This is a genomic window from Acinetobacter bereziniae (assembly GCF_016576965.1).
GTDB classification, from domain to species: domain Bacteria; phylum Pseudomonadota; class Gammaproteobacteria; order Pseudomonadales; family Moraxellaceae; genus Acinetobacter; species Acinetobacter bereziniae.
Genome location: NZ_CP066119.1, coordinates 633,930 through 654,470 on the forward strand (window position 1 = coordinate 633,930; position 20,541 = coordinate 654,470).

Annotated in this window: 20 protein-coding genes and 1 pseudogene; 13 read left to right on the forward strand and 8 right to left on the reverse strand. The window is 39.2% G+C overall.

Annotated elements, in window-relative coordinates; translation table 11 throughout:
• The first annotated feature begins 27 nt into the window (after window positions 1–27).
• On the forward strand, window positions 28–2,334 hold the full coding sequence (locus I9192_RS02985) for a RelA/SpoT family protein (RefSeq protein WP_004824987.1): 2,307 nt from the start codon (window positions 28–30) through the stop codon (window positions 2,332–2,334).
• A 134-nt stretch (window positions 2,335–2,468) separates the two neighbouring features.
• On the opposite strand, the gene I9192_RS02990 is transcribed toward I9192_RS02985, so the two are convergent.
• Window positions 2,469–3,251: an SDR family oxidoreductase gene (locus I9192_RS02990; protein WP_005033862.1), complete on the reverse strand. Its 783-nt coding sequence runs from the start codon at window positions 3,249–3,251 to the stop codon at window positions 2,469–2,471.
• Window positions 3,252–3,357: 106 nt separating this feature from the next.
• Here I9192_RS02990 and mazG point away from each other — a divergent pair, with 106 nt between their 5' ends.
• The 10 genes and pseudogenes from mazG to yjgA all read left to right on the forward strand — a co-directional run bounded on the left by mazG (window position 3,358) and on the right by yjgA (window position 11,384).
• Window positions 3,358–4,122 (forward strand): nucleoside triphosphate pyrophosphohydrolase, encoded by a 765-nt coding sequence (gene mazG, locus I9192_RS02995; RefSeq protein ID WP_005033860.1) that lies wholly within the window; start codon window positions 3,358–3,360, stop codon window positions 4,120–4,122.
• 7 nt (window positions 4,123–4,129) lie between these two features.
• Window positions 4,130–4,603, forward strand: a complete 474-nt coding sequence (locus tag I9192_RS03000) for a ComEA family DNA-binding protein (RefSeq protein ID WP_005033857.1) — start codon at window positions 4,130–4,132, stop codon at window positions 4,601–4,603.
• Window positions 4,604–4,755: 152 nt separating this feature from the next.
• Window positions 4,756–5,814 (forward strand): annotated as a pseudogene (locus tag I9192_RS03005) (RNA-guided endonuclease InsQ/TnpB family protein).
• A gap of 208 nt (window positions 5,815–6,022) precedes the next feature.
• The gene (pcnB, locus tag I9192_RS03010; RefSeq protein ID WP_004824981.1) at window positions 6,023–7,513 is read left to right on the forward strand and encodes a polynucleotide adenylyltransferase PcnB; all 1,491 of its coding nucleotides are present in this window, start codon (window positions 6,023–6,025) and stop codon (window positions 7,511–7,513) included.
• Complete coding sequence (gene folK / locus I9192_RS03015) at window positions 7,510–7,995, forward strand: 2-amino-4-hydroxy-6-hydroxymethyldihydropteridine diphosphokinase (protein ID WP_004824980.1); 486 nt, start codon at window positions 7,510–7,512, stop codon at window positions 7,993–7,995. Before pcnB ends, folK begins: the two co-directional genes overlap by 4 nt.
• A 45-nt stretch (window positions 7,996–8,040) precedes the next feature.
• Window positions 8,041–8,850, forward strand: a complete 810-nt coding sequence (panB, locus tag I9192_RS03020; RefSeq protein ID WP_005033852.1) for a 3-methyl-2-oxobutanoate hydroxymethyltransferase — start codon at window positions 8,041–8,043, stop codon at window positions 8,848–8,850.
• Between the two features lie 3 nt (window positions 8,851–8,853).
• Entirely contained in the window at window positions 8,854–9,699 is an 846-nt protein-coding gene (panC, locus tag I9192_RS03025) for a pantoate--beta-alanine ligase (RefSeq protein ID WP_004824978.1), read from the forward strand.
• 25 nt (window positions 9,700–9,724) lie between these two features.
• Complete coding sequence (gene rapZ / locus I9192_RS03030; RefSeq protein ID WP_005033850.1) at window positions 9,725–10,576, forward strand: RNase adapter RapZ; 852 nt, start codon at window positions 9,725–9,727, stop codon at window positions 10,574–10,576.
• Entirely contained in the window at window positions 10,573–10,842 is a 270-nt protein-coding gene (locus I9192_RS03035; protein ID WP_004824976.1) for an HPr family phosphocarrier protein, read from the forward strand. Before rapZ ends, I9192_RS03035 begins: the two co-directional genes overlap by 4 nt.
• Before the next feature lie 2 nt (window positions 10,843–10,844).
• Window positions 10,845–11,384, forward strand: a complete 540-nt coding sequence (yjgA, locus tag I9192_RS03040; protein WP_004824975.1) for a ribosome biogenesis factor YjgA — start codon at window positions 10,845–10,847, stop codon at window positions 11,382–11,384.
• Window positions 11,385–11,702: 318 nt separating this feature from the next.
• Here yjgA and I9192_RS03045 read toward each other — a convergent pair whose 3' ends face one another.
• Complete coding sequence (locus I9192_RS03045) at window positions 11,703–12,323, reverse strand: hypothetical protein (RefSeq protein WP_005033846.1); 621 nt, start codon at window positions 12,321–12,323, stop codon at window positions 11,703–11,705.
• 138 nt (window positions 12,324–12,461) lie between these two features.
• On the opposite strand from I9192_RS03045, the gene baeS reads away from it, so the two are divergent.
• Both baeS and I9192_RS03055 read left to right on the forward strand, forming a co-directional pair.
• Window positions 12,462–14,195 carry a sensor histidine kinase efflux regulator BaeS gene (gene baeS, locus I9192_RS03050; RefSeq protein ID WP_005033843.1) on the forward strand — a complete coding sequence of 578 codons (1,734 nt, stop codon included), beginning with the start codon at window positions 12,462–12,464 and terminating at the stop codon, window positions 14,193–14,195.
• Window positions 14,196–14,210: 15 nt separating this feature from the next.
• Window positions 14,211–14,897, forward strand: coding sequence for a response regulator (locus tag I9192_RS03055; protein ID WP_004824972.1), 687 nt, complete (start codon window positions 14,211–14,213; stop codon window positions 14,895–14,897).
• 203 nt (window positions 14,898–15,100) lie between these two features.
• Here the strand turns inward: I9192_RS03055 and I9192_RS03060 are convergent, their stop codons facing one another.
• From I9192_RS03060 to I9192_RS03085, 6 genes are all read right to left on the reverse strand, one after another.
• The gene (locus I9192_RS03060; protein WP_004824971.1) at window positions 15,101–15,481 is read right to left on the reverse strand and encodes an MmcQ/YjbR family DNA-binding protein; all 381 of its coding nucleotides are present in this window, start codon (window positions 15,479–15,481) and stop codon (window positions 15,101–15,103) included.
• A 21-nt stretch (window positions 15,482–15,502) separates the two neighbouring features.
• Entirely contained in the window at window positions 15,503–16,102 is a 600-nt protein-coding gene (locus tag I9192_RS03065) for a L,D-transpeptidase family protein (RefSeq protein ID WP_005033839.1), read from the reverse strand.
• Window positions 16,103–16,257: 155 nt separating this feature from the next.
• Entirely contained in the window at window positions 16,258–17,715 is a 1,458-nt protein-coding gene (locus I9192_RS03070) for a protein adenylyltransferase SelO (protein WP_010591079.1), read from the reverse strand.
• 78 nt (window positions 17,716–17,793) lie between these two features.
• Complete coding sequence (locus tag I9192_RS03075; RefSeq protein ID WP_005033833.1) at window positions 17,794–18,123, reverse strand: DHCW motif cupin fold protein; 330 nt, start codon at window positions 18,121–18,123, stop codon at window positions 17,794–17,796.
• A gap of 109 nt (window positions 18,124–18,232) precedes the next feature.
• Entirely contained in the window at window positions 18,233–19,396 is a 1,164-nt protein-coding gene (locus I9192_RS03080; RefSeq protein WP_005033830.1) for an acyl-CoA desaturase, read from the reverse strand.
• 357 nt (window positions 19,397–19,753) lie between these two features.
• Window positions 19,754–20,476 carry a glycerophosphodiester phosphodiesterase gene (locus tag I9192_RS03085; RefSeq protein WP_005033828.1) on the reverse strand — a complete coding sequence of 241 codons (723 nt, stop codon included), beginning with the start codon at window positions 20,474–20,476 and terminating at the stop codon, window positions 19,754–19,756.
• Between the last annotated feature and the right edge of the window lie 65 nt (window positions 20,477–20,541).

The window sequence follows — 20,541 nt, forward strand, 5'->3', positions numbered from 1 at the left end:
TGAAATATAGAGTTAGAGGAGTAGGGTATGGTCACAGTACGTGAGCAACTTCCTGATCAGCTCAATGAGCTATCAGAGGAAGCGACTGTAGAGCATGCCGATGAAGCGCAACAAGCTCTAGCAACTTGGCTAGATCGGGTGCGTGGAATTTTAGACGGTGCTGAACTAAAACAGTTAGAAGAAGTTGCACAATTAGTATTACAAAAAGAATTGGCGACCACAGTAAATTCACGAACCAATACCTTTGCTACAGGTATTGGGATGGCAGATATTCTTGCACACTTGCATGTAGACGAAGACACACTGGCAGCAGCAGTACTCTATCGTAGTGTGCGTGAAGATCTCACCACTTTAGAGGAAATTCAGCAGCAGTGTGGGGAACAGGTTTACAATCTTGTCAAAGGCACTTTGGCAATGGGTAAACTGTCTGAACTGATTGAAAAAAATAAACGTTTAGAAGACCATTTTAATAACAATCAACGTGAGCATTTGACAGGCATTTATAAGATGCTGATTTCTGTCACAGAAGATGTGCGTGTGGTGTTGATTAAATTGGCTGAACGTACTTTTGCGCTTCGTGAATTGGCACATTCTTCTAAAGAGCGCCAAGAGCGTGTCGCACGAGAAATTTTAACCATCTACTCTCCATTGGCGCATCGTCTGGGGATTGCTCAGTTAAAGTGGGAGTTGGAAGACCTCGCTTTCCGTTATCTGGCACCTGAACGCTATAAAGAAATTGCCTCATTACTGAATGAAAAGCGTTTAGAACGAGAGCAATATATTCAATTTGTGGTAGAAAAACTTAAAAGCGAACTGGCTGACCATGATATTGAAGCTGAAATATCAGGGCGGGTGAAACATATTTACTCAATCTACCGGAAGATGAAGAGTAAAAACCTAAGCTTTGATCAGCTCTATGATATTCGTGCTTTACGGGTGTTGGTCAAATCGGTTGCTGAGTGTTATCACGCCTTGGGCATCGTTCATCAAATTTGGCGTCATATCCCACATCAATTTGATGACTATATTACCAATCCGAAAGCCAATGGTTATCGCTCATTGCATACGGCGGTAATTGCTGAAAACAAATCTTTGGAAATTCAAATTCGTACCAAAGAAATGCATGAAGAAGCGGAACTTGGGGTATGTTCACATTTCAATTATAAAGAAGGTTCTAAAACGACAGATTATTCATTTAATCATCGTCTACATTCTTTACGTGCGGTATTGGAACATTATCAGGAACGTACTGAAACCAGTGCGCATCCTAATGAAGATGAAACTGAAGATTTTGAACAAATCCAAGATTTTGAGGGTTTTGAAAAGATCTATGTCTTCAGCCGTGATGGAGATATTAAAGAGTTACCCCGTGGCTCTACAGTGCTTGATTTTGCCTATCATGTGCATACAGAAGTTGGTAACAAGTGCTATGCAGCACGGGTAAATCAACGTTATGTACCATTGACTTATACCTTGAAAACGGGCGAACAGGTTGAGATTTTAACCAAAAAAGACCGTGAGCCAAACCGTGATTGGTTGGTCAATTCATTGGGCTATATCAAGACTGCTCGTGCACGAGATAAACTTCGTCATTGGTTTAGACAACAAGATCGTAGTAAGAACTTGGAAGTTGGACGTGAGTTGTTAAATAAAGAGCTTTCACGTTTAGCGATTCATCCAAAAAGTATTGATTTAAGTGATTACTGCAATCACTTCAATGTGAAATCTGGCGATGATATTTTGGTTTCACTGGTCAGTGGTGATATCAGTCTTCATGCGTTGATTAATCAAGTCAACCGCCATATGCATTTGGATCAGGATGAACCAGAACTTGTACTGAAACCTACATTAAATCCACGCGCAAGCCATACGTTGTCTGCACATGGTATTTTAATTGATGGTTTGGATAATGTTGAATTGCACATTGCGCAATGTTGCCAACCTGTTCATGGTGAGTCGATTGCAGGTTATATCACCTTAAATCGTGGTGTAAGTATCCATAAAGTTGCTTGTCCTGATTATATGCGGATGATTAAGTTAGAACCTGACCGTGCAGTCGAAGCGGATTGGGAAATGCAACCAACGCGTGGGCAAAGTGTTCAAATCGTTGTGGAAGCCTATGATCGTCGTGGATTGCTCAAAGATTTGACTCAAGTGATTTTCTCTGACCAAATCAATATTCGCCAAGTCAATACGATTTCAGAAGCAGATGGTATTGCGAATATGAAATTGTTGATTGAGGTTAAAGGCTTGGCGCAATTGTCTCGCTTGCTCGCTCGTTTGGAGCAACAACCAGGTATTATCAGTGCACGCCGTTTGGTTCAAGGGAACTAAACAGGATTGCATTGATTAGACTCACTCATTGAAGCCATAAAAAAACTCGCTAAATGCGAGTTTTTTTATGGCTTACAAGAATATATTGAAATGGTTAAGCAAAATGGTTTGATTCGTTTTTAATTTTATGCAACTCAACTTTTAGGCTTTCGTGTAAGGATCAAATTACTCAAGCGATTGATAAATTGAGGGCTAATTGCAGAAAGTGTAAACATGACCTTGGTCTTTAATCCCACTGGGCGATGTGTTGCTGTGAAAAGTGTACCTTTGGCTTTCACCTGAGCAAATACCTGTTCTGCAACATCTTGCGGAGAAAGACTAACACCAATATTTTGAATCGCACCAGAATCCATATCCTTGACCATCGCCGTCTGAACAAAGAGTGGCATGACATCAAGTACACGAATGCCATATTTTTGCCATTCGATATCTAAACCTTCTGTAATGCCACGTACCGCAAATTTACTGGCAGAATAAGAAACTAAATCAGCCTGACCATAGATGGCTGATGCTGAAGAAAGGTTGATGACACGAGCAAATTTAGCTTCTTTAAGGTAGGGAAATGCAGCATGGCAACCATTGAGTACGCCATTCACATTGATATCAATCGTGCTTTGATGTGCTTGAATGTCTGTTTTTTCAAAATCACCTGAATAAAGAATGCCCGCATTATTGACTAAAATATTTAAGCCTTGAGCCCACTCAGAAAATTCTGCTAATGCTTTTTGCCATTGTGCATAATCACGAACATCCAATTTTCCAGCTTTGGCGTTATGACCCAATTGATCTGCTAAGGCTTGCGCTTGTACTTCATTGATATCATAAATACCAACTTGGTAACCTTGTTGGTAGAATAGACGTGCGATTGCAGCCCCAATGCCTTGTGCTGCTCCACTAATGAATATACTTTGGCTCATTACAACATCCTTCAATTTTATTTTTTAATTGCAAAGAGTTGAACATAAAATATTCGCAACAACAAGCGTTGTACCGTCATTTGTTATTGATCTTAAAGGACATAAAATGGAACAGTTATTAGCCATCATGAAACAGTTACGTACAGAGTGTCCTTGGGATCGTGAACAAACCCCAGAAAGCCTAACTCAATTTGCGATTGAAGAAGCTTATGAAGTCGAAGAGGCTGTGCGTTCTGGAAATATTGATGAGATTAAAAATGAATTGGGGGATTTATTACTCCAAGTCGTTTTTCAGTCACAAATGTACAGTGAACAAGGTGCATTTGATTTTAACGACGTGGTTGATGCAATTTGTCAGAAATTAATTAGACGTCATCCACATGTATTCCAAAAGCAAAAATTTGAAAATTTAACCCCAGAACAAGTATCGTCATTATGGCAAGAAATAAAAAAACAGGAAAAGCAGGGTAAAGTTCAATCCCGATTAGATACGGTAAAACATGGACCAGCGTTGACTCAGGCAGAAAATATTCAAAAAAATGTGGCAAAAGTGGGGTTCGATTTCCCCGATGTTACGCAAGCTTATGACAAGGTCAGAGAGGAGTTGGCTGAGTTTGAAGAAGCCATGCAAGCGGGAGAGTCTGAAAAAATTATCGAAGAATTTGGTGATTGTTTATTTTCTTTAATCAATGTTGGGCGTAAACTGAATATCTCGAGCGAAATGGCACTTTTAACCACCATTTTTAAATTTAAATCACGCTTTGCTTATATTGAAGAACAAATCAATTCTAAAAACAAAAAAATAGAAGAAGTGACTTTGACTGAAATGGATCAATTATGGGATGAAGCAAAGCAAAAATTACAACATTAGGAACATCATGAGTCGTTTTAAATATGTGATAAATTGTATAGTTAAATTAAATAAATCTGTGCTTTTGAGTGGGTTATACCTAGCTTTATTGGGTATGACTGTGATGTCACATGCACAGAAATTTGATCAGGCTTATTTAAAATGGAAAGCTGAGCAACAAGCACAAGATGCTCAGTTAAAAAAAGTAGATGACAATTACTATCTTTCACGCCCCAATATCCAGCCTTCCCAAACTCATTTGGGAAGAAAAGGACAGGCTTCTTCAGCACAGGTTCCATCCGCTTCCAGTCCAAAAATAAATTTGAACAGTGCCAATGTCATCCAATTACAGCAGTTAAGTGGGGTTGGTGCAAAGAAAGCACAAGCCATTATTGATTATCGAAATCAGTACGGAAAGTTTAAAAATGTGGAAGAGCTAAAGAATGTCAAAGGGATTGGTCCTTCACTTTATGAGAAAAACAAAAACCAACTTGGAATATAATCAATCATCTTATATTGTTTTTATCCATCGGAGCGTAAAACCTCGGGGTTTAGCCCGAGGATATAAGCGAATAGCGTAAACCATACGACATGAAATGTCGTTTTAATATAATAATATCATTTTTCATGAAAAGTTTTTGTTAATATAATGCTATGAAAACACTTAAATTACGTATAAAAGACAAACATTGCAAGGCACTAGACTAACTAGCGACCGAAGTCAATTTCGTCTGGAATTTCGTCAATGATTTGTGTTTCAAGCATCTACAACGCACACAACAATTCTTTTCAGCATACGACATTGCCAAGTACACCAAAGGCACATCAAAAGAATGTAATTTGCATAGTCAAACCATTCAAGCCATAACAGAAGAACTCATTACACGAAGAAAGCAATTCAAAAAAGCAAAATTAAAATGGCGTGTCAGTCATAAAAAATCAGCAAGGCGTTCACTCGGTTGGATACCATTCAAAAAGGTAGCAATCAAGTATGCCGATGGTTATGTGCAGTATGGTAAGCATCAATTCAGGCTTTGGGATAGTTACGAATTAAGCAAATACAATGTTAAAACAGGCTCGTTTGTGGAAGATGCCCGTGGTCGTTGGTATGTATGTTTAGTTGTAGAAGCTATTCCAATAATCAAATCAGAAGCTAAAACCTCAATAGGCATAGACTTAGGTTTGAAAGACTTAGCCACTTGTTCAGATGGCATAAAGCTCAAAGCACCTAAAATCTATCATGAATATGAACAAAAACTTGGCATTGCTCAACGAGCAAAAAATAACAAACGTGTCAAAGCAATTCACGCTAAGATTAAAAATATCCGTCAAAATATGCTGCATCAATTCAGCCGTAAATTGGTAAATGAACATGCAGCAATCTTCGTTGGCAATGTGAATGCCAAAGCACTCGCACAAACTAAATTAGCTAAATCAGTGCTAGATGCCAGTTGGACAACACTAAGAACAATGCTCAAGTATAAATGCGAGAACGCAGGAGTGTGGTTTGAAGAAGTCAATGAAGCGTATACCACCCAAACGTGTTCGTGCTGTAGCTCACGGCTCAGTAGTCCGAAAGGTAGGATGGGTCTTGGAATAAGAGAATGGCAGTGCATGGAGTGCGGTACGCTCCATGATCGAGATATAAACTCGGCAATGAATATTCTTGCGCTCGGACATGAGCGTCTCGCAGGAGGAATCACCCTCTTTTAAGGGAATGAGGATGTCAAAATCAAAGCTAAACGTCATTGATCTGAAATAAAGTATTGTTAAAAAACATGCAAGCTTAAAATTGAGATCAATCATTTAAGGATCACAATTTCAATGCAAGATTGCGAGAATCAAATTGCCCTTTAGCTGTGTAAGCGATATGATTAGCACAATTATGATTTTTACGTCCTGACGTAGGAGACAGTGTCTTTTGCAAACTTTGCGTGCGTCAAAGTGTGGATTATCCACCGCTCAATTACCTTCTTCCATTTTAGATGTTATTGATTCTTTAACCAAAGCTGGCTATGAGGCTTATATAGTCGGTGGAGGTGTGCGTGATTTAATGCTCGGCTTAAATCCGAAAGACTTCGATGCTGTGACCAATGCAACGCCATCGCAAGTCAAAGAAGTTTTCGGTCGTCGTTGTCGAATTATCGGTCGACGTTTTGAATTGGCACATGTCTATTCTGGTCGTGAATTGATTGAAGTCGCAACATTTCGTGCCCCACCCAAGAAAGCGATCACTTCGGCTCAAGGCATGATTCTGCGTGATAATAACTGGGGAACCATCGAGCAAGATTTTGCACGTCGCGATTTTTCTATCAATGCGATGTATTATCAACCACGTAAGGGTGAAGTGCTTGATTTTTGTAATGCCATTGATGATATAAAAACCAAAACTTTAAGATTATTGGGTGATCCGACTCTACGTTTTGAAGAAGATCCTGTACGTATGTTGCGTACATTGCGTTTTGCGGCAAAATTAAATTTCAGTATCGATCCTAAAATTTTAAAAATTTTTACCCAAGAGATGACGCAGCTTTTGCGTGATGTTTCTCCACACCGTTTATACGATGAATCACAAAAACTATTCACGATGGGACATTTACATCGTGTCATGCCAATGTTGATCGAGTTTGGTATTTGGAAACAATTATTTGCTGATATTAGCCCTGAAATTACTCAATTTATGGAGCGTGCAGCAAAAAATACTGACCAGCGAATTCAAATTGGCAAAACCATCAATCCTGCTTTTTTCTATGCCGTGTTACTTTGGAACAATTTTTTAGCACGTTGTGATTTTTATCAGGCTAAAGGTGTAGTTGCGGCAGAAGCCCGCGCACAAGCAGGTTTGGATGTTTTAAAACGACAAGCGACGCGGACCATTATCCCTCGATTTGCGGAGACGTTTATCCGTGAGGTTTGGGAAATGCAGACACGTCTGTTAAATCCAAAACCGCAACAAATTGAAGCGCTGTCAGGGCATGCGCGTTTCCGTGCTGGATTTGACTTTTTACTGTTAAGAGAAAAGTCTGGTGATTCGACGACCAACGGTATGGGGGCTTGGTGGGAAGCTTACCAAACCATGTCTAGTGATGAAAAAGAGCGTGCAATCAGTAGTTATAATCGTCAACGAGCAAAAAGCCGTAAAAAGTTAGCTGAATCTCCTGTTGTTGAAGAAGTGAAAACTGTTTCAACCGAGATTGAACCACTAGTCAAAGAACAAGAGTCACGTAGTCGCCGTTCTCGTCAAAAAGCCAATGCCAGCCATACTCCATCTGCAGCATCACATGATTTTAAAAGCAGAAATGACAGCAGAGCAGCAGTCAACAAAGGTGAAATTACAGCGGATCACCCGATCACCAAGCGTAGACGTGTACAACGTGATTTGAGCAAAGTGATCTTTGGACCAACGCAATGATGAATAAAACCTATATTGGTTTAGGCAGTAATTTGGGTGATTCAGAACAGATTTTGCGTGAAGCTGTTGAGCAGTTAAAACAATTGGGTGAGGTGAAGGTTTCCAAGCTTTACCACAGCCCACCCATGGGCCCACAAGATCAACCGCATTACCACAATGCAGTTGCCCAATTGTTAACCCATTTAGCGCCATTAGATTTATTAAATGAGTTGCAACGGATTGAAAATGAATCAGGTCGAGTGCGTTTACGCCATTGGGGTGAGCGGACTTTGGATTTAGATCTTTTGCTTTATGCTGAAAAAAACATTATAAATGAGCGACTCACAGTACCACATGTTGGTATTTTGCAGCGTGATTTTGTGGTGATTCCTTTATTAGACTTGGATACTGAGTTAAAGGTAAACGGACAATCATTACAAAACCTAGAACTTGTGCAACATTCAACATTGACTGTTTTGGCTGATCAAAGTTGGGCAGGCTGAACTGTTGGATGTGCTAAAGAACTCTCATTGATAGAGGATATCGTCATGATCAGTCTAAGTGATTTAAGACAATTTAAAACTCAGGGTCGTAAATTTTCATGCTTGACTTGCTACGATGCAAGTATGGCAAAAGGTATGGAAGTTGCCGAAATTGATACTATTTTAATTGGCGATTCTTTAGGGATGACCATTCAAGGGCATGATTCAACCTTGCCTGTTACGGTCGCGGATATGGCATATCATACTGCCGCTGTACGTCGTGCGAATCAGCATGCCTTTATTTTATGTGACCTCCCATTTATGAGTTATGCAACGCTCAATGATGCTTTAGTGAATGCTAAAACTGTCATGCAAGCAGGCGCGCAAATGGTTAAAATTGAGGGTGGTGCTTGGCTTGCAGAAACTGTACAAGTGCTGACACGAAATGGTATTCCGGTATGTGTACACTTAGGTTTAACACCTCAATCGGTACATGTTTTCGGTGGTTATAAACTTCAGGCAAAAACACGTGAAGCTGCAGATCAATTGATTGCAGACTGTAAAGCTGTGGTTGAAGCTGGTGCGGCAATATTACTGCTCGAATGTGTTCCGGCACAAATGGGTAAAGAAATTGCTGAATTATTCCCACATGTCCCTGTGATTGGTATTGGTGCTGGTGCTGATACAGATGGTCAGGTATTGGTTGTGCAAGATATGTTGGGTTTGACTTTTGGAAAAGTAGCACGTTTTGTACGCAACTTTATGACAGAGCAAACAGGTGAAACAGCAATTGTAGATGCATTCAAAGCATATCATCTTGCTGTGCAAGACAAATCTTTCCCTTCGAAAGAACATACTTTCCAAGTAGAGCTGTAAAAGATGAAAACAGAAACGACCATTCAAGGATTATCAGCATCACTGAATCCTGCTCGATCAGCGCGTAAAATCATTGGTTTTGTACCAACGATGGGGAATTTACATGAAGGTCATTTAAATCTGGTTCGTGAAGCACGTAAGTTGTGTGATGTGGTGGTAGTTAGTATTTTTGTCAATCCGATCCAATTCGGACCAAATGAAGACTTTGATAACTATCCTCGAACATTAGAGCATGACAGCCACTTATTGGCTGAAGTGGGATGCGATATTGTTTTTGCGCCATCTGTTGAGCAAATGTATGGTAAATATCCACGATTGACCAATATTAGTGTTGGTGAAATTACAGATGATTTATGTGGTTTACAACGTCCAGGTCATTTTGATGGCGTTGCTGTTGTGGTCACCAAGCTATTCAATATTGTACAACCCAATTTTGCATTCTTTGGGCAAAAAGATTATCAACAATTGGCTGTGATTAAACAGTTGGTTCGTGATTTGAATATGCCGATTGAAGTGATTGGTGTACCGATTGCTCGTGCTGAAGATGGTTTAGCTTTAAGTTCTCGTAATGGATATTTATCTGAGCAGGAACGCCAAACAGCCCCTGTTATCTTTAATTCTTTAACAACTGCTGCAGATGATCTACATGCGGGTAAAACACTTGTAAACGTGCTTCAACAGATTCGTCAAAGTCTGACTGATGCAGGATTAGTGGTGGATTATGTTGAAGCACGTAGCCCAACCTTACAAAAAGTTGAACAGTTCGACCAAGATGTTGTATTGTTTGTTGCAGCGAAATTAGGCAAAACCCGTCTGATTGACAATTTACAAGTGAAATATTCTGCATAAACTTTGCTTTTAGGATCGCTATGCCATGAAGCGTATACTTATCGTGACAGGACAATCTGGTTCAGGTAAATCCTCTGCTTTGCAGGTACTGGAAGATTTGGGTTATTACTGTATTGATAATTTGCCTCTGGCATTGCTTCCTGAAATTGTTGAAAAACTTGACCGAGAAAATAATTTAGAATTGTTAGCGCTAGGTGTAGATGTTCGTAGCGCAAAAGAAGATTTACAAGGTTTTGATGATGTTTTTCAACAAATACAAAAACATGGAAGTGTAGATGTTATTTATTTAACGACCCGTGATCAGGAGTTAATTTCACGTTTTAGTGCATCTCGACGTCCTCATCCGCTTTCAAATCGTTTTCAAAGTTTAAATGAATGTATCCAAGAAGAAAAAAATCTATTGTTGCCGATTCAACTGCGGGCAACAGCACATATTGATACCACTGACAAAAGTGTACATGATTTAAAAGATACCTTATTGTCCAAACTGGGACAGTCCGATAAACTAATTTTAATTTTGCAATCTTTTGGATATAAACATGGTATTCCATTAGATGCAGATTTTGTTTTTGATGTAAGGCATTTGCCTAATCCACATTGGGATTTAGAGTTGCGTAAATATTCGGGTTTGGATGAACCTGTGCGTAATTTTTTAGAAGCCAGCGAGCAAGCAAATGAGATGTATCAAGACATCTATCAGTTTTTAAATAAGTGGTTGCCTGCTTTTGCGGAAGGTCATCGTCACTATATTACAGTGTCAATTGGCTGTACGGGCGGTCAACATCGTTCGGTTTATATTGTGGATCGGTTGAAAAAGGCTCTTGAGTCGAAATGGACCATTCAAGTATTACATAGAGAAATGAAGCACTGGTCATGATTGACACAACTGTTGACGTAATTAATAAATTAGGGTTACATGCGCGTGCATCTGGAAAACTCATCGAAGTCACTACCAAATTTAAATGTTCTATTCAAATTGGGAAAGGTGACAAGTTGGTTGATGCCAAGAATATCCTTTCTTTACTTATGCTGGGAGCTGGTAAAGGAACAACCTTGCGTTTAGTGATTGACGGTGTAGATGAAGAAAAAGCTTTGTCTGAAGTTCAAGCACTTTTTGCAGATAAATTTTACGAGGCAGAATAATCGTGGCACGTCGTCCGCAACGTTTTACTGAAGATGATTTTGAGTCTTTAGAAGGGCGTGCAAGTAAAACCGAACAGAAAAAAGCTGTACAGCGTATGGCTGCTTTAGGTGAGCAACTCGCTGAGTTGTCAAAAAAACAAATTCAATCTTTACCTGTTGAAGAGCGCTTAATTGAGGCTTTATTAGATGTGCAGTTGATTACATCTTTTGAAGCGCGCCGTCGTCAATTTCAACGCATTGGAAAGCTTTTGCGTAATGAAGATGAAGCTGTAATTTTATCGTATTTAACGCCAAAACAAGGCGTTAAAAAGCTCGCACAGCTTGATCGTTGGGTTGAACGTATGATTGAACAACGTGACCCTGCAATTAAAGAGTTTTGTAAGTCTTATAATGCGGCAGAAGGGCATTCCTTACGTCAGCATGTATTACGTATTCACCGTGATATTACGCGTCAGGCTTCTGCTGAAGAATTAGCAGCTTCAAAACTGAAGTTGTTAAATTACGCGCAACAAGTGGCATTGATTTCAGACAATTCAAAGTAATTGAATCGCTAAAATAGAATAAACGATCCTAAAGGATCGTTTTTTTTATGAGAGATGAAATATGACTGATGCTTCGAGGAAAAATCCATTAGGGGGGTATTTATATAGCCAATCTGTTGAAAGCTCATACAGTAAAAACAATTTCTCTTGATCAATAAAATTAATGTGATGAATATATTGTTGAATGATTGAAATCAAATCACTTGTATGAAAAATCAGGCGTTTTATCTATAAAACAAAACCTGAATCTCAGTGCTGAGATTCAGGTTTTATGATCGGGATAATCAACAAGTTATGCCGTTTTATCCCACATATCTTTTATACTTTAGGTGGCATGGTCGGCATTGCACGGTCTGCTTTAAAATCGGGTTGAAATTTCACAACACATTGACCAGCTAAAGTTTTATCACCGATTTTCACTTGAATGGCTTTTCCATCAGTCTGACCAGCACAAGATTTTTGGATTGCATCCCATTGCGCTTTACGCTCTGCACGTTTTTGCGCAAATTCCTGCTGAATTTGAGCACGCTGTTCATCTGTCATATCTTTCATACGTGGTCCATCGTGACGCATCATACGTCCACGATCCTCTCCATCACGACGGAAATCATGTTTCATTTCTTTCATCGCTTTACGATCAGCTTTGAATACAATATTACATGTTCCATCAATACTTTGTTCACCAGCTTTGACCTGAACAGTTTGACCAATCGCTTTACCGTCACAGGCTTTTTGCATTTGCTGGCGCATCTCTTTATGTTGCGCACGCATTTTTTTCATTTCTTCACGTTGCTCAGGTGACATTTTATGATGTCCGCCATGCATCATTGGACGACCTTCTGGATCGTCTTTGGGACCTGGATTAGATTGACAGGCAGTTAAAGCCCCCATACTTAGAATACTTGCTGACAATAATGTGATTTTTGTGATCATTTTCATTGTTACTACTCCAATGAATGTTCTGTATATTTGTGGATACAGTAAAGATTAAATAATAATGATGTAGAAACAATGGAGAGTATTTTAAGCAAGTGTTGGGTACAATGTTGAAATGAGAAGAAAAACGAGAGATCAGTTTTGAAAATACGCCGAGTCCCCATCGCTTTACGTTTATTTCTCACGGTGTTGTTGACGACATTAGTCATCACGACAGTGAGTTTGAGTGTATTGCATTGGACCATGCAGAAAAACTTTGCCAGATATGTTGCTGATGTCGAAATGCAAAAACTTGATCATTTGATTGAGAATTTGGCAGATGTTTATGGTGTATATCAAGACTGGGGCAATGCAGTTCAGGCGCAAATTTTACAAATCGAAGGTGATGCTGCACCTGATGATTATGACAAGTTATCGCGGTGGTGGTTACGTCGTCAGTACGATATTGCTTTGCAGCAACGTTATTTTAAAGAACATACGATGATGGCAACTTTGGGGCAGACCGAAGGTGCTACGCCAAAATCCCAATTAGACAAAGAAGAAATAAAAATTCTTGAAGAAAACTTGCCTTCAGCCTACCAACCTTTTGAAGGTTTGAAATTTCCGCTCAGTTCAAATCAAAACTTATTTAAACCTTCTGATCGCAAAGCTAAGCCCCCGATGGACAAAGGACATATCGCGGGAGGTCACGAAAACCCTCCTGCTGAAGGAAAAGAATCGTCTATGCGTGATCCAATGCGTATGGTTAGTCCAAAAAATGGCAAGAAGATGTTTGTATCCATGCCAGACCGTTTAGGATTGAGTTCACGTCTTTCTTTATATGATGCCAAACATCAGTTTGTATTGGGTGAGCCTTCAGATGATCAAGTCTCTTATCGCCCAATTATTGTCAATGAACAAGTGGTGGGTTACTTAGGGCTTAAACCTGTTTTGGATGAAGATGATGCTTCGAGCATCAATTTCTTTAGTAGCCAAAAACGCTATTTGGTACTGATCTATATTTTTACATTTTTGTCGAGTTTGGTTGCAGCATTACTTTTAGCGACCTATTTTAAAACGCCAATTCAACGCTTACTTAATGGTACACGTGAACTCACCAAAGGTAATTTCCAGCATCAAGTTGCAATTAAACGAAATGATGAGCTTGGTGATTTATCAACAGAATTAAATCAATTGGCAGTGATTCTAGATCAGCATGAAACCTCTCGTCGACAATGGGTTGCAGATACTTCACATGAATTAAAAACACCATTGGCTGTATTACAAGCACAAATTGAAGCCATGCAGGATGGTATTCGTAAACCTACACCTGAACATTTTGCTGCGATGTTGCGTCAGGTGACGAGTTTGAAAAAACTCACTCAAGATTTGGCTGATTTAGCACAGGCAGAAGCACAGCAATTAAAATGTTATTTTGCAGAAGTTGATCCGTGGTCTGTGGTTTTGCAAGAGATTGATAATTTTAAACCAAAGTTTGAACAAGCCAATCTCAATGTCTCAGCAACAGGTGAGGGGGCGAAATTACAATTAGATATAGATCGCTTTAAGCAAATTATGGTCAACTTACTGGGAAATAGTATTCGTTATACTGAAGCGGGTGGTGAAGTTCAGGTACATACTGAACAAGACGCTGAATCTTGGAGTGTGATTGTGGATGACAGCCCGCTTGGCTTGAGTGATGAACAGATTGCACGTTTAGGAGAGCGATTCTATCGTGTTGATGATTCACGTACGCGTAGTACAGGTGGCACAGGATTAGGCTTGGCTTTATCTGGTAAAATTGCGCAAGCACTGGGTGGACAATTAACTTTTGATCATTCACCTTTAGGCGGTTTGCGTTGCAAATTGACATTTTCAAAACATACGAAAGTTTAAAAGGAATAGCACAACATGAAACATATCATGCTGGTAGAAGATGAAGTTGAACTTGCGCAATTGGTGCGGGATTATCTAGAAGCGGCAGGCTTTGAAGTCAGTATGTTTCATGATGGTCAAGAAGCCTATGAAAGCTTTCAACAACGTAAGCCAAGCCTCATGGTTTTGGACTTGATGGTTCCTCGTATGGATGGTCTCACGATCTGTCGTAAAGTGCGTGAACAAACCGATCTGCCGATCATTATGGTCACAGCGCGTACTGAAGAAATTGACCGTGTGTTGGGCTTAAATATGGGTGCTGATGACTACGTTTGTAAACCATTTAGTCCTAAGGAATTGGTTGCACGTGTACAAGCTGTGTTACGTCGTTTAGAACGTAAAGCTGAACCTGAAGCCAATGATTTATTCCGGATTGATAAAGCACAACAACGCATCTGGTATCAACAAAAATCGTTGAATTTAACACCAACTGAGTTTCGTCTTTTAGAGCTTTTCCTCGAACATTTGGGACAAGTCTATTCTAGAGCGCAACTTTTAGACCATATTAACCCAGATAGTTTTGATGTTGCAGACCGTGTTATTGATAGTCATATCAAGAACTTACGTCGTAAAATATCTGAAGCAGCGGAAACTGGAAATCGTCATGAATGGGTACAAGCTGTTTATGGCGTAGGCTATCGTTTTGAATATCCAGAAGATTAAGTTTTCGACATTTTAAGTTCATCGTTGTGGATAAACACAGGTTTATCCACAGATATTGTGGGTAAATGTTTATAAATGTAAAAAGTTATGTTTGAAAAATAAACATATAACTTGATATTTATTGATACATTCTAATTTTGACTGAATCGTGAATAGATAGAGGTTAGCTCTGTTGATCTAATGTGCGATCCAAAGCCCGCTAATTATTTAATATGTTGATAAACCGCCAATACCTGCTTTTGGGCTTTGGTCAGGCTCTTGCTCACAAGCTCATAAGAGCCTTCAACCAAGTCTTGAATCAGATCAGCACTGATCTGTTCGCCTTCATAGACTGAAATCCAATGACGTTTATTCATATGGTAGCCCACCTGAATCGAGGGGTAGAGATCTCTCAACATTTCGCTATGATCAGGTTCAACTTTTAAATTAATCAGTTTTTTGCCATGCAGTTCAGAGCCTAACATAAACATTTTTCCCATCACTTTAAAAACAGGAACATCCTCACCAAAAGGATAGTCAAGTTCGGATTTAGGCAAATGTGACGCAATCTTAAATGCTAAAGTTCGGATTTCTTCACCAGTCATTATGTTCTCTTTTAAATTCAATTATGGGTAAATGCGAATCATGGTTCCATCATCCACCAGTTTCCAGATTTCATCCATATCAACATTTCTAACGGCAATACAGCCCCATGTCCAGTCATTTCGAGGTAAATAGTTCATTAAACTCGGCATTTTCTCGATTTGTGAAGTGGTTGCAGAACCGTGAATCATAATATCACCACCCGCGGAAACACCGAGTCGTTTGGCTTGTGCGAGATCTTGCTGGTTTGGATAAGACACATGCAGAGATTTATAAAAGGCACTATTCGGATTGCGCCAATCTAAAATATATTGTCCCTCAGGTGTTTTTCCATCACCTTCTTGTACTTTATAACCTTGGGGGGTAAAGCCTAAGCGCATTGGATAGCTTTGAATTTTTTGATCATGGTGCATCAATTGGACAATGCGAGCAGACTTATAAACTTTAACCTCTGTAATCGGAGTGTTTTGACGAATAAGAGTGATGTCTTGCTGTGATAAATTTTTGACATGTATGGCAGCATTTGCTGTTGGAATAAATTGATTATATTTTTGATAGAACCATCCACCAGCGATCATCACAATGAAAATAGCAAAAATTGAAAAGAGATATTTTTTATTCATTTTAAATTACGAATGTTGTAAAGCAATGTATTGTCTAAATTTTACCCAAATTAAACTGGGAAGCTGTAGTTGAATTGTGATTGTGGATTTATCCTGTGGATAAACACATGGTTATCCACAGAAATTGTGGGTAAGTATGATTACTCAAAATAGACCTAAGATGAGCAACTCACCATAACTTCAGGTAAATCACTTGCTAAAGGAGCCAAATCTGCAGCGGTTTCTAAATCAGTTTGACGTGTAAAAGGTTGGCTGAGTAACTTAAATAAACGATCAACTTCAGAAAAATCATCACGCTCAGCCTGCTCAATGGCTTTTTGAGCCATATGATTTCTTAAGATATAAACTGGATTGGCAAGTTTCATATCAGCATCCAATTCATCTAAATCTTGATGTTCACGAATACTTTCATATTGAGTCAAAAATAATTCAAATTGATGGCGATCTAGGCAATCATCTTGAATGGCTTCATACTGCTTATTTTGTAAACGGATAAAGCTATTGGTATAGTCAAGCTGTTCGCTTTGTAAAATTTTTAAAAAGCTCATACCGCAGTCAAAGCTGTCTTTGTGAAAGTTTGGAAGCCCAAGTTTTTGACATAGCCCATCTGTATAGTGTTTAAGAAAGGTAGGTTCAAAATCTTCCAAGCATTCGACCAAATCCTGTTTAAATTTTTCTTTTGTTTCAGGTTGAGCAAGTGGAATTAAATGATTTAACCAGTTCCATAAGTTCCAATGTGCGATACTGGGTTGGTTTTGATAAGTGTAACGTCCATTGTAATCACTGTGGTTATTGATCCAGTTTGGACGGAATCGTTCCATAAAACCATAAGGACCAAAATCGAGAGTTGAACCTGTAATGTTTAAATTATCAGTATTCATCACCCCATGCGCAAAGCCAACCAGTTGCCACTTGGCAATCATGATGGCTGTATTTTGAATCACTTTGCGTGCAAAAGCCAAGATATGATTTTCAGTGCCTGCTTGCTGAAGCTCTAAACATTCAGGGTAGTGCCATTCGATACATTTTTGGGTGAATTCTGGCAATAGGTCAGGTTGGTATTGGTTGATCCATTCAAAATGCCCTAAACGAATGTGACAATCTGATGTACGTAACATCATTGCACCAAGTTCAAGCTTCTCTCGCTGAACACCTTGAGTTGATGAGGTAAAACCTACTGCATTACTTGATGGGACACCAAGCGAATTTAAGGCATGACCTGCCAAATACTCACGAATGACTGAGCGAAGTACAGCTCGTCCATCGCCCATGCGAGAGTAGGGCGTAGAGCCTGCGCCTTTTAAATGCAGATCAATGGTTTGATGATGACGATTGATAATTTGGGCAATCAACAAACCTCGCCCATCCCCCAATTGTCCAGCCCATTGACCAAACTGATGTCCTGCATAGACCATCGCTAAAGGATGGAATTCTGGGAATGTTTTTTGTCCACTGCAAATCTCCACCCACTGTGCTTTTTCTTCATCCGACCATTGTAATTCATCAGCAAGTGTAAGATTAAAATGTCCTGCTTTTACACCTTTAAGCGGGTTGGGCATTTGCTCATGGTATAGTTTTGGATTCAACGTGGGATAACGAGGATTGAAGTACATAACAGTTGATCGCAATGGATAAATCATGACTTGATCAATATAGCAAAATTTTAATGCTGTGGGAGAATGTCGACTAATTTAGTCGACAATAAATAACTTTGCGCCTGATGTGGTTGAAGAACGATGTGCTTCCGCTTGATCTGCAACTTGATAACTCATACCAGCGGTTAAAGTAAATGTACGTCCATCGTCAAGTTCTGTATATAACTCACCCTCTAAACAAAAAAGGATATGACCTTTCAAGCACCAGTGATCTGCTAAATATCCTGCTGAGTACTCGACCATTCGAACACGAATTTGATCAAATTGTTGAGTTCGCCAAAGTGCAAAACCTTGTTCACCTTGGTGACGGGTGGTCGGAATCTCTGTCCAGTTGGTGATGCCAAAAGGGATATTATTGATCTGCATGTCAGTTGCTCGGTTTAGATTTAGATGGTTATAAAAATTAGGCAAAAGAAAAGCTCCAGTTGGAGCTTTTCTATTTATGTGGATTTTTACTGATTTGATGATTGATAGATTAAGAAACAACGTTCTTTTTAATACCGCGCATCAATGTTTCTAAACGCTCACGGTGGAAAGCCAATTTTTGCTCAACCAACTGAAAATCAACTTTAAGTTTGACATCCATTTGGTGAATTTTTTCCGCAACCGAGGCTTTTTTAGCTTGTAACTCTTGCTCTTTTAAAGCTGCCCAATCGTTTAATGTATGGGTGAAAGCTTCATATTCTTGAGAGACTTTTTGTTTCATTGCTAAAATGTCAGCATTTACATTGTGACCGTAAATTGCTAAGTCCTGTTCAGCATATTTAAACTTCATTGCTAATTCTGCTTTTTTAATATTAAAGCTCGGAATACGACGAAGATTTTTTGCTAAACCAATTTTAGAGCATGACCAAATCAACCATTTCGTCGGGTCATATTGCCACCATTTCACGCCATTACGATAATCGTATTGGAAAATATGATGGTAGTTATGATAACCCTCTCCCCATGTCGCAATGGCAAGCAGGAAGTTATCACGTGCAGTATTTTCGTCTGTATAAGGACGTTTGCCCCACATATGACATAAAGAGTTAATAAAGAAGGTTACATGGTGGCTAATGATTAAGCGGAGTAAACCACCTAAGAGCAATACGCCCCAGATGTCACCTACAGCCCAACCCAATGGAAGGAGAATAGCTGCATGAACTGCAATGACCAATGGAATGTAATATTTGTCTTGGAACATCACCACTTTATCATTTAACAAATCTGGTGCATTTTTATAGTTTGATTCAGCAGCAGGATAGTTACGTAACATCCAGCCAATGTGTGCATACCAAAAGCCATTGTTAATTGAATATGGATCTTGATCAACATCGTCTACGTGACGGTGATGAGTACGGTGACCTGAAGCCCAGAACAAAATACTGTTTTGAACAGCAAATGTTCCCATAATCATCAGAATAATTTTAAGAGGTAAAGTCGCTTCATAAGCACGGTGTGCCCACAAGCGATGATAACCCGCAGTAATGCCTAAACTACTGAGGCCGAGTAAAACGAATAAACTAATCCAAGCTGCCATACTAAAATCATGATGGTAGGCATACAATGGAATCGCAATTAATGCCACAAGTGGTAAGAATACCAGAGCAAAAACACCGATCCAATTTATTGGGGCTTTGGGTAGGGGAGCATTCATCTCCAACAGCACTCCTAAGAACCTTCATTAGGTAAAGTTAAACGCATAGCTTCAGCATTTTTCTAGGCTATACTATTCACGAATAGTATCATGAGCGAACAGATGTTCACTAGTATTAGTGTACATCTGTATTGTATAAAACAGTAACAGAATAAAACACAGATTTTAGCGATTTGATCGAAAAAAATGAATGATTAAAAAGTCGTACTTGATTGTCAAAAGTGTGTAAAAAAATTTACCCAGAATAAGTGCCACAACTTCATACTTGGTCGTGACTGAATCCAAGAAAGTTATGAGTTAAATCACTTCCAACACTATAAAGAAAATCCGATTTTATGCGACTCAATTTATTTTAAATTATTGCAATTGACCTAATGCATCTTGCATCATTTTTGGAAAGTCTGTTATTAATCCTTGGATACCTAAATCACGTAAATGTTGAGCACGTTGAATATCATTCACTGTCCAAACGCTGATATTCAAACCTGCTGCTTGAGTCGCTTGAACTATTGCATCGCTTGCCAACTGATTCATCCAGCCAATTTGGCAACAACCCAGTTCTAATGCCTGTTCAATGGCTTGTTCCTGAATGTCCTCTTCAATCAGTAAACCACGTTTAAATTCTGATTTTTGTTGTTGTAAAGCGTGGTGTATTTTTAAGTCAAAACTGGTAATGACCGCCGTATGTTTAAAATCTTTGAGCTGTTTCTGTAATTCAACAGTGAGCTTTTCAGCATCTTGTACGGTTTCAACAGCCTTTACTTCAACTTCAATATGTTCAAAATCATGCATGATATTTAAACTTTGCCTCAAAGTCGGTGTCATTTGTTTTTCCCAATCCATCCAGATATTGGCTTGGTTAAACGATGCGAGTTGTGCGCTGTCTAAAGGGTAAAGTGGTTGATCAATTCCTGTGGTTCTTAAGAAATTATCGTCATGCATGATAATGAGTTCATCATCTTTTAATTGTCGCACATCAAACTCAACCGCACGGATACCTAAGTCATGAATATATTGAAAGCCACCCAAGGTGTTTTCAGGTGCTTCGCCACGTGCACCACGATGTCCGATAATTCTCATAGAATAAACTCGATATTCAGATCATCGATCTCATCATAGAAGCCTAACCATTAGATTATTTTGAC

Coding starts and splice junctions, on each gene's coding strand:
- I9192_RS03060 (WP_004824971.1), bottom strand. CDS start 15,481: ATGACTGGTGAAGAAATCCGAACTTTAGCATTTAAGATTGCGTCACAT.
- I9192_RS03075 (WP_005033833.1), bottom strand. CDS start 18,123: ATGCAGATCAATAATATCCCTTTTGGCATCACCAACTGGACAGAGATT.
- I9192_RS02990 (WP_005033862.1), bottom strand. CDS start 3,251: ATGAGCCAAAGTATATTCATTAGTGGAGCAGCACAAGGCATTGGGGCT.
- folK (WP_004824980.1), top strand. CDS start 7,510: ATGATGAATAAAACCTATATTGGTTTAGGCAGTAATTTGGGTGATTCA.
- I9192_RS02985 (WP_004824987.1), top strand. CDS start 28: ATGGTCACAGTACGTGAGCAACTTCCTGATCAGCTCAATGAGCTATCA.
- rapZ (WP_005033850.1), top strand. CDS start 9,725: ATGAAGCGTATACTTATCGTGACAGGACAATCTGGTTCAGGTAAATCC.
- I9192_RS03045 (WP_005033846.1), bottom strand. CDS start 12,323: ATGAAAATGATCACAAAAATCACATTATTGTCAGCAAGTATTCTAAGT.
- I9192_RS03065 (WP_005033839.1), bottom strand. CDS start 16,102: ATGAATAAAAAATATCTCTTTTCAATTTTTGCTATTTTCATTGTGATG.
- panC (WP_004824978.1), top strand. CDS start 8,854: ATGAAAACAGAAACGACCATTCAAGGATTATCAGCATCACTGAATCCT.
- I9192_RS03080 (WP_005033830.1), bottom strand. CDS start 19,396: ATGAATGCTCCCCTACCCAAAGCCCCAATAAATTGGATCGGTGTTTTT.
- I9192_RS03035 (WP_004824976.1), top strand. CDS start 10,573: ATGATTGACACAACTGTTGACGTAATTAATAAATTAGGGTTACATGCG.
- I9192_RS03000 (WP_005033857.1), top strand. CDS start 4,130: ATGAGTCGTTTTAAATATGTGATAAATTGTATAGTTAAATTAAATAAA.
- I9192_RS03085 (WP_005033828.1), bottom strand. CDS start 20,476: ATGAGAATTATCGGACATCGTGGTGCACGTGGCGAAGCACCTGAAAAC.
- I9192_RS03055 (WP_004824972.1), top strand. CDS start 14,211: ATGAAACATATCATGCTGGTAGAAGATGAAGTTGAACTTGCGCAATTG.
- mazG (WP_005033860.1), top strand. CDS start 3,358: ATGGAACAGTTATTAGCCATCATGAAACAGTTACGTACAGAGTGTCCT.
- I9192_RS03070 (WP_010591079.1), bottom strand. CDS start 17,715: ATGTACTTCAATCCTCGTTATCCCACGTTGAATCCAAAACTATACCAT.
- panB (WP_005033852.1), top strand. CDS start 8,041: ATGATCAGTCTAAGTGATTTAAGACAATTTAAAACTCAGGGTCGTAAA.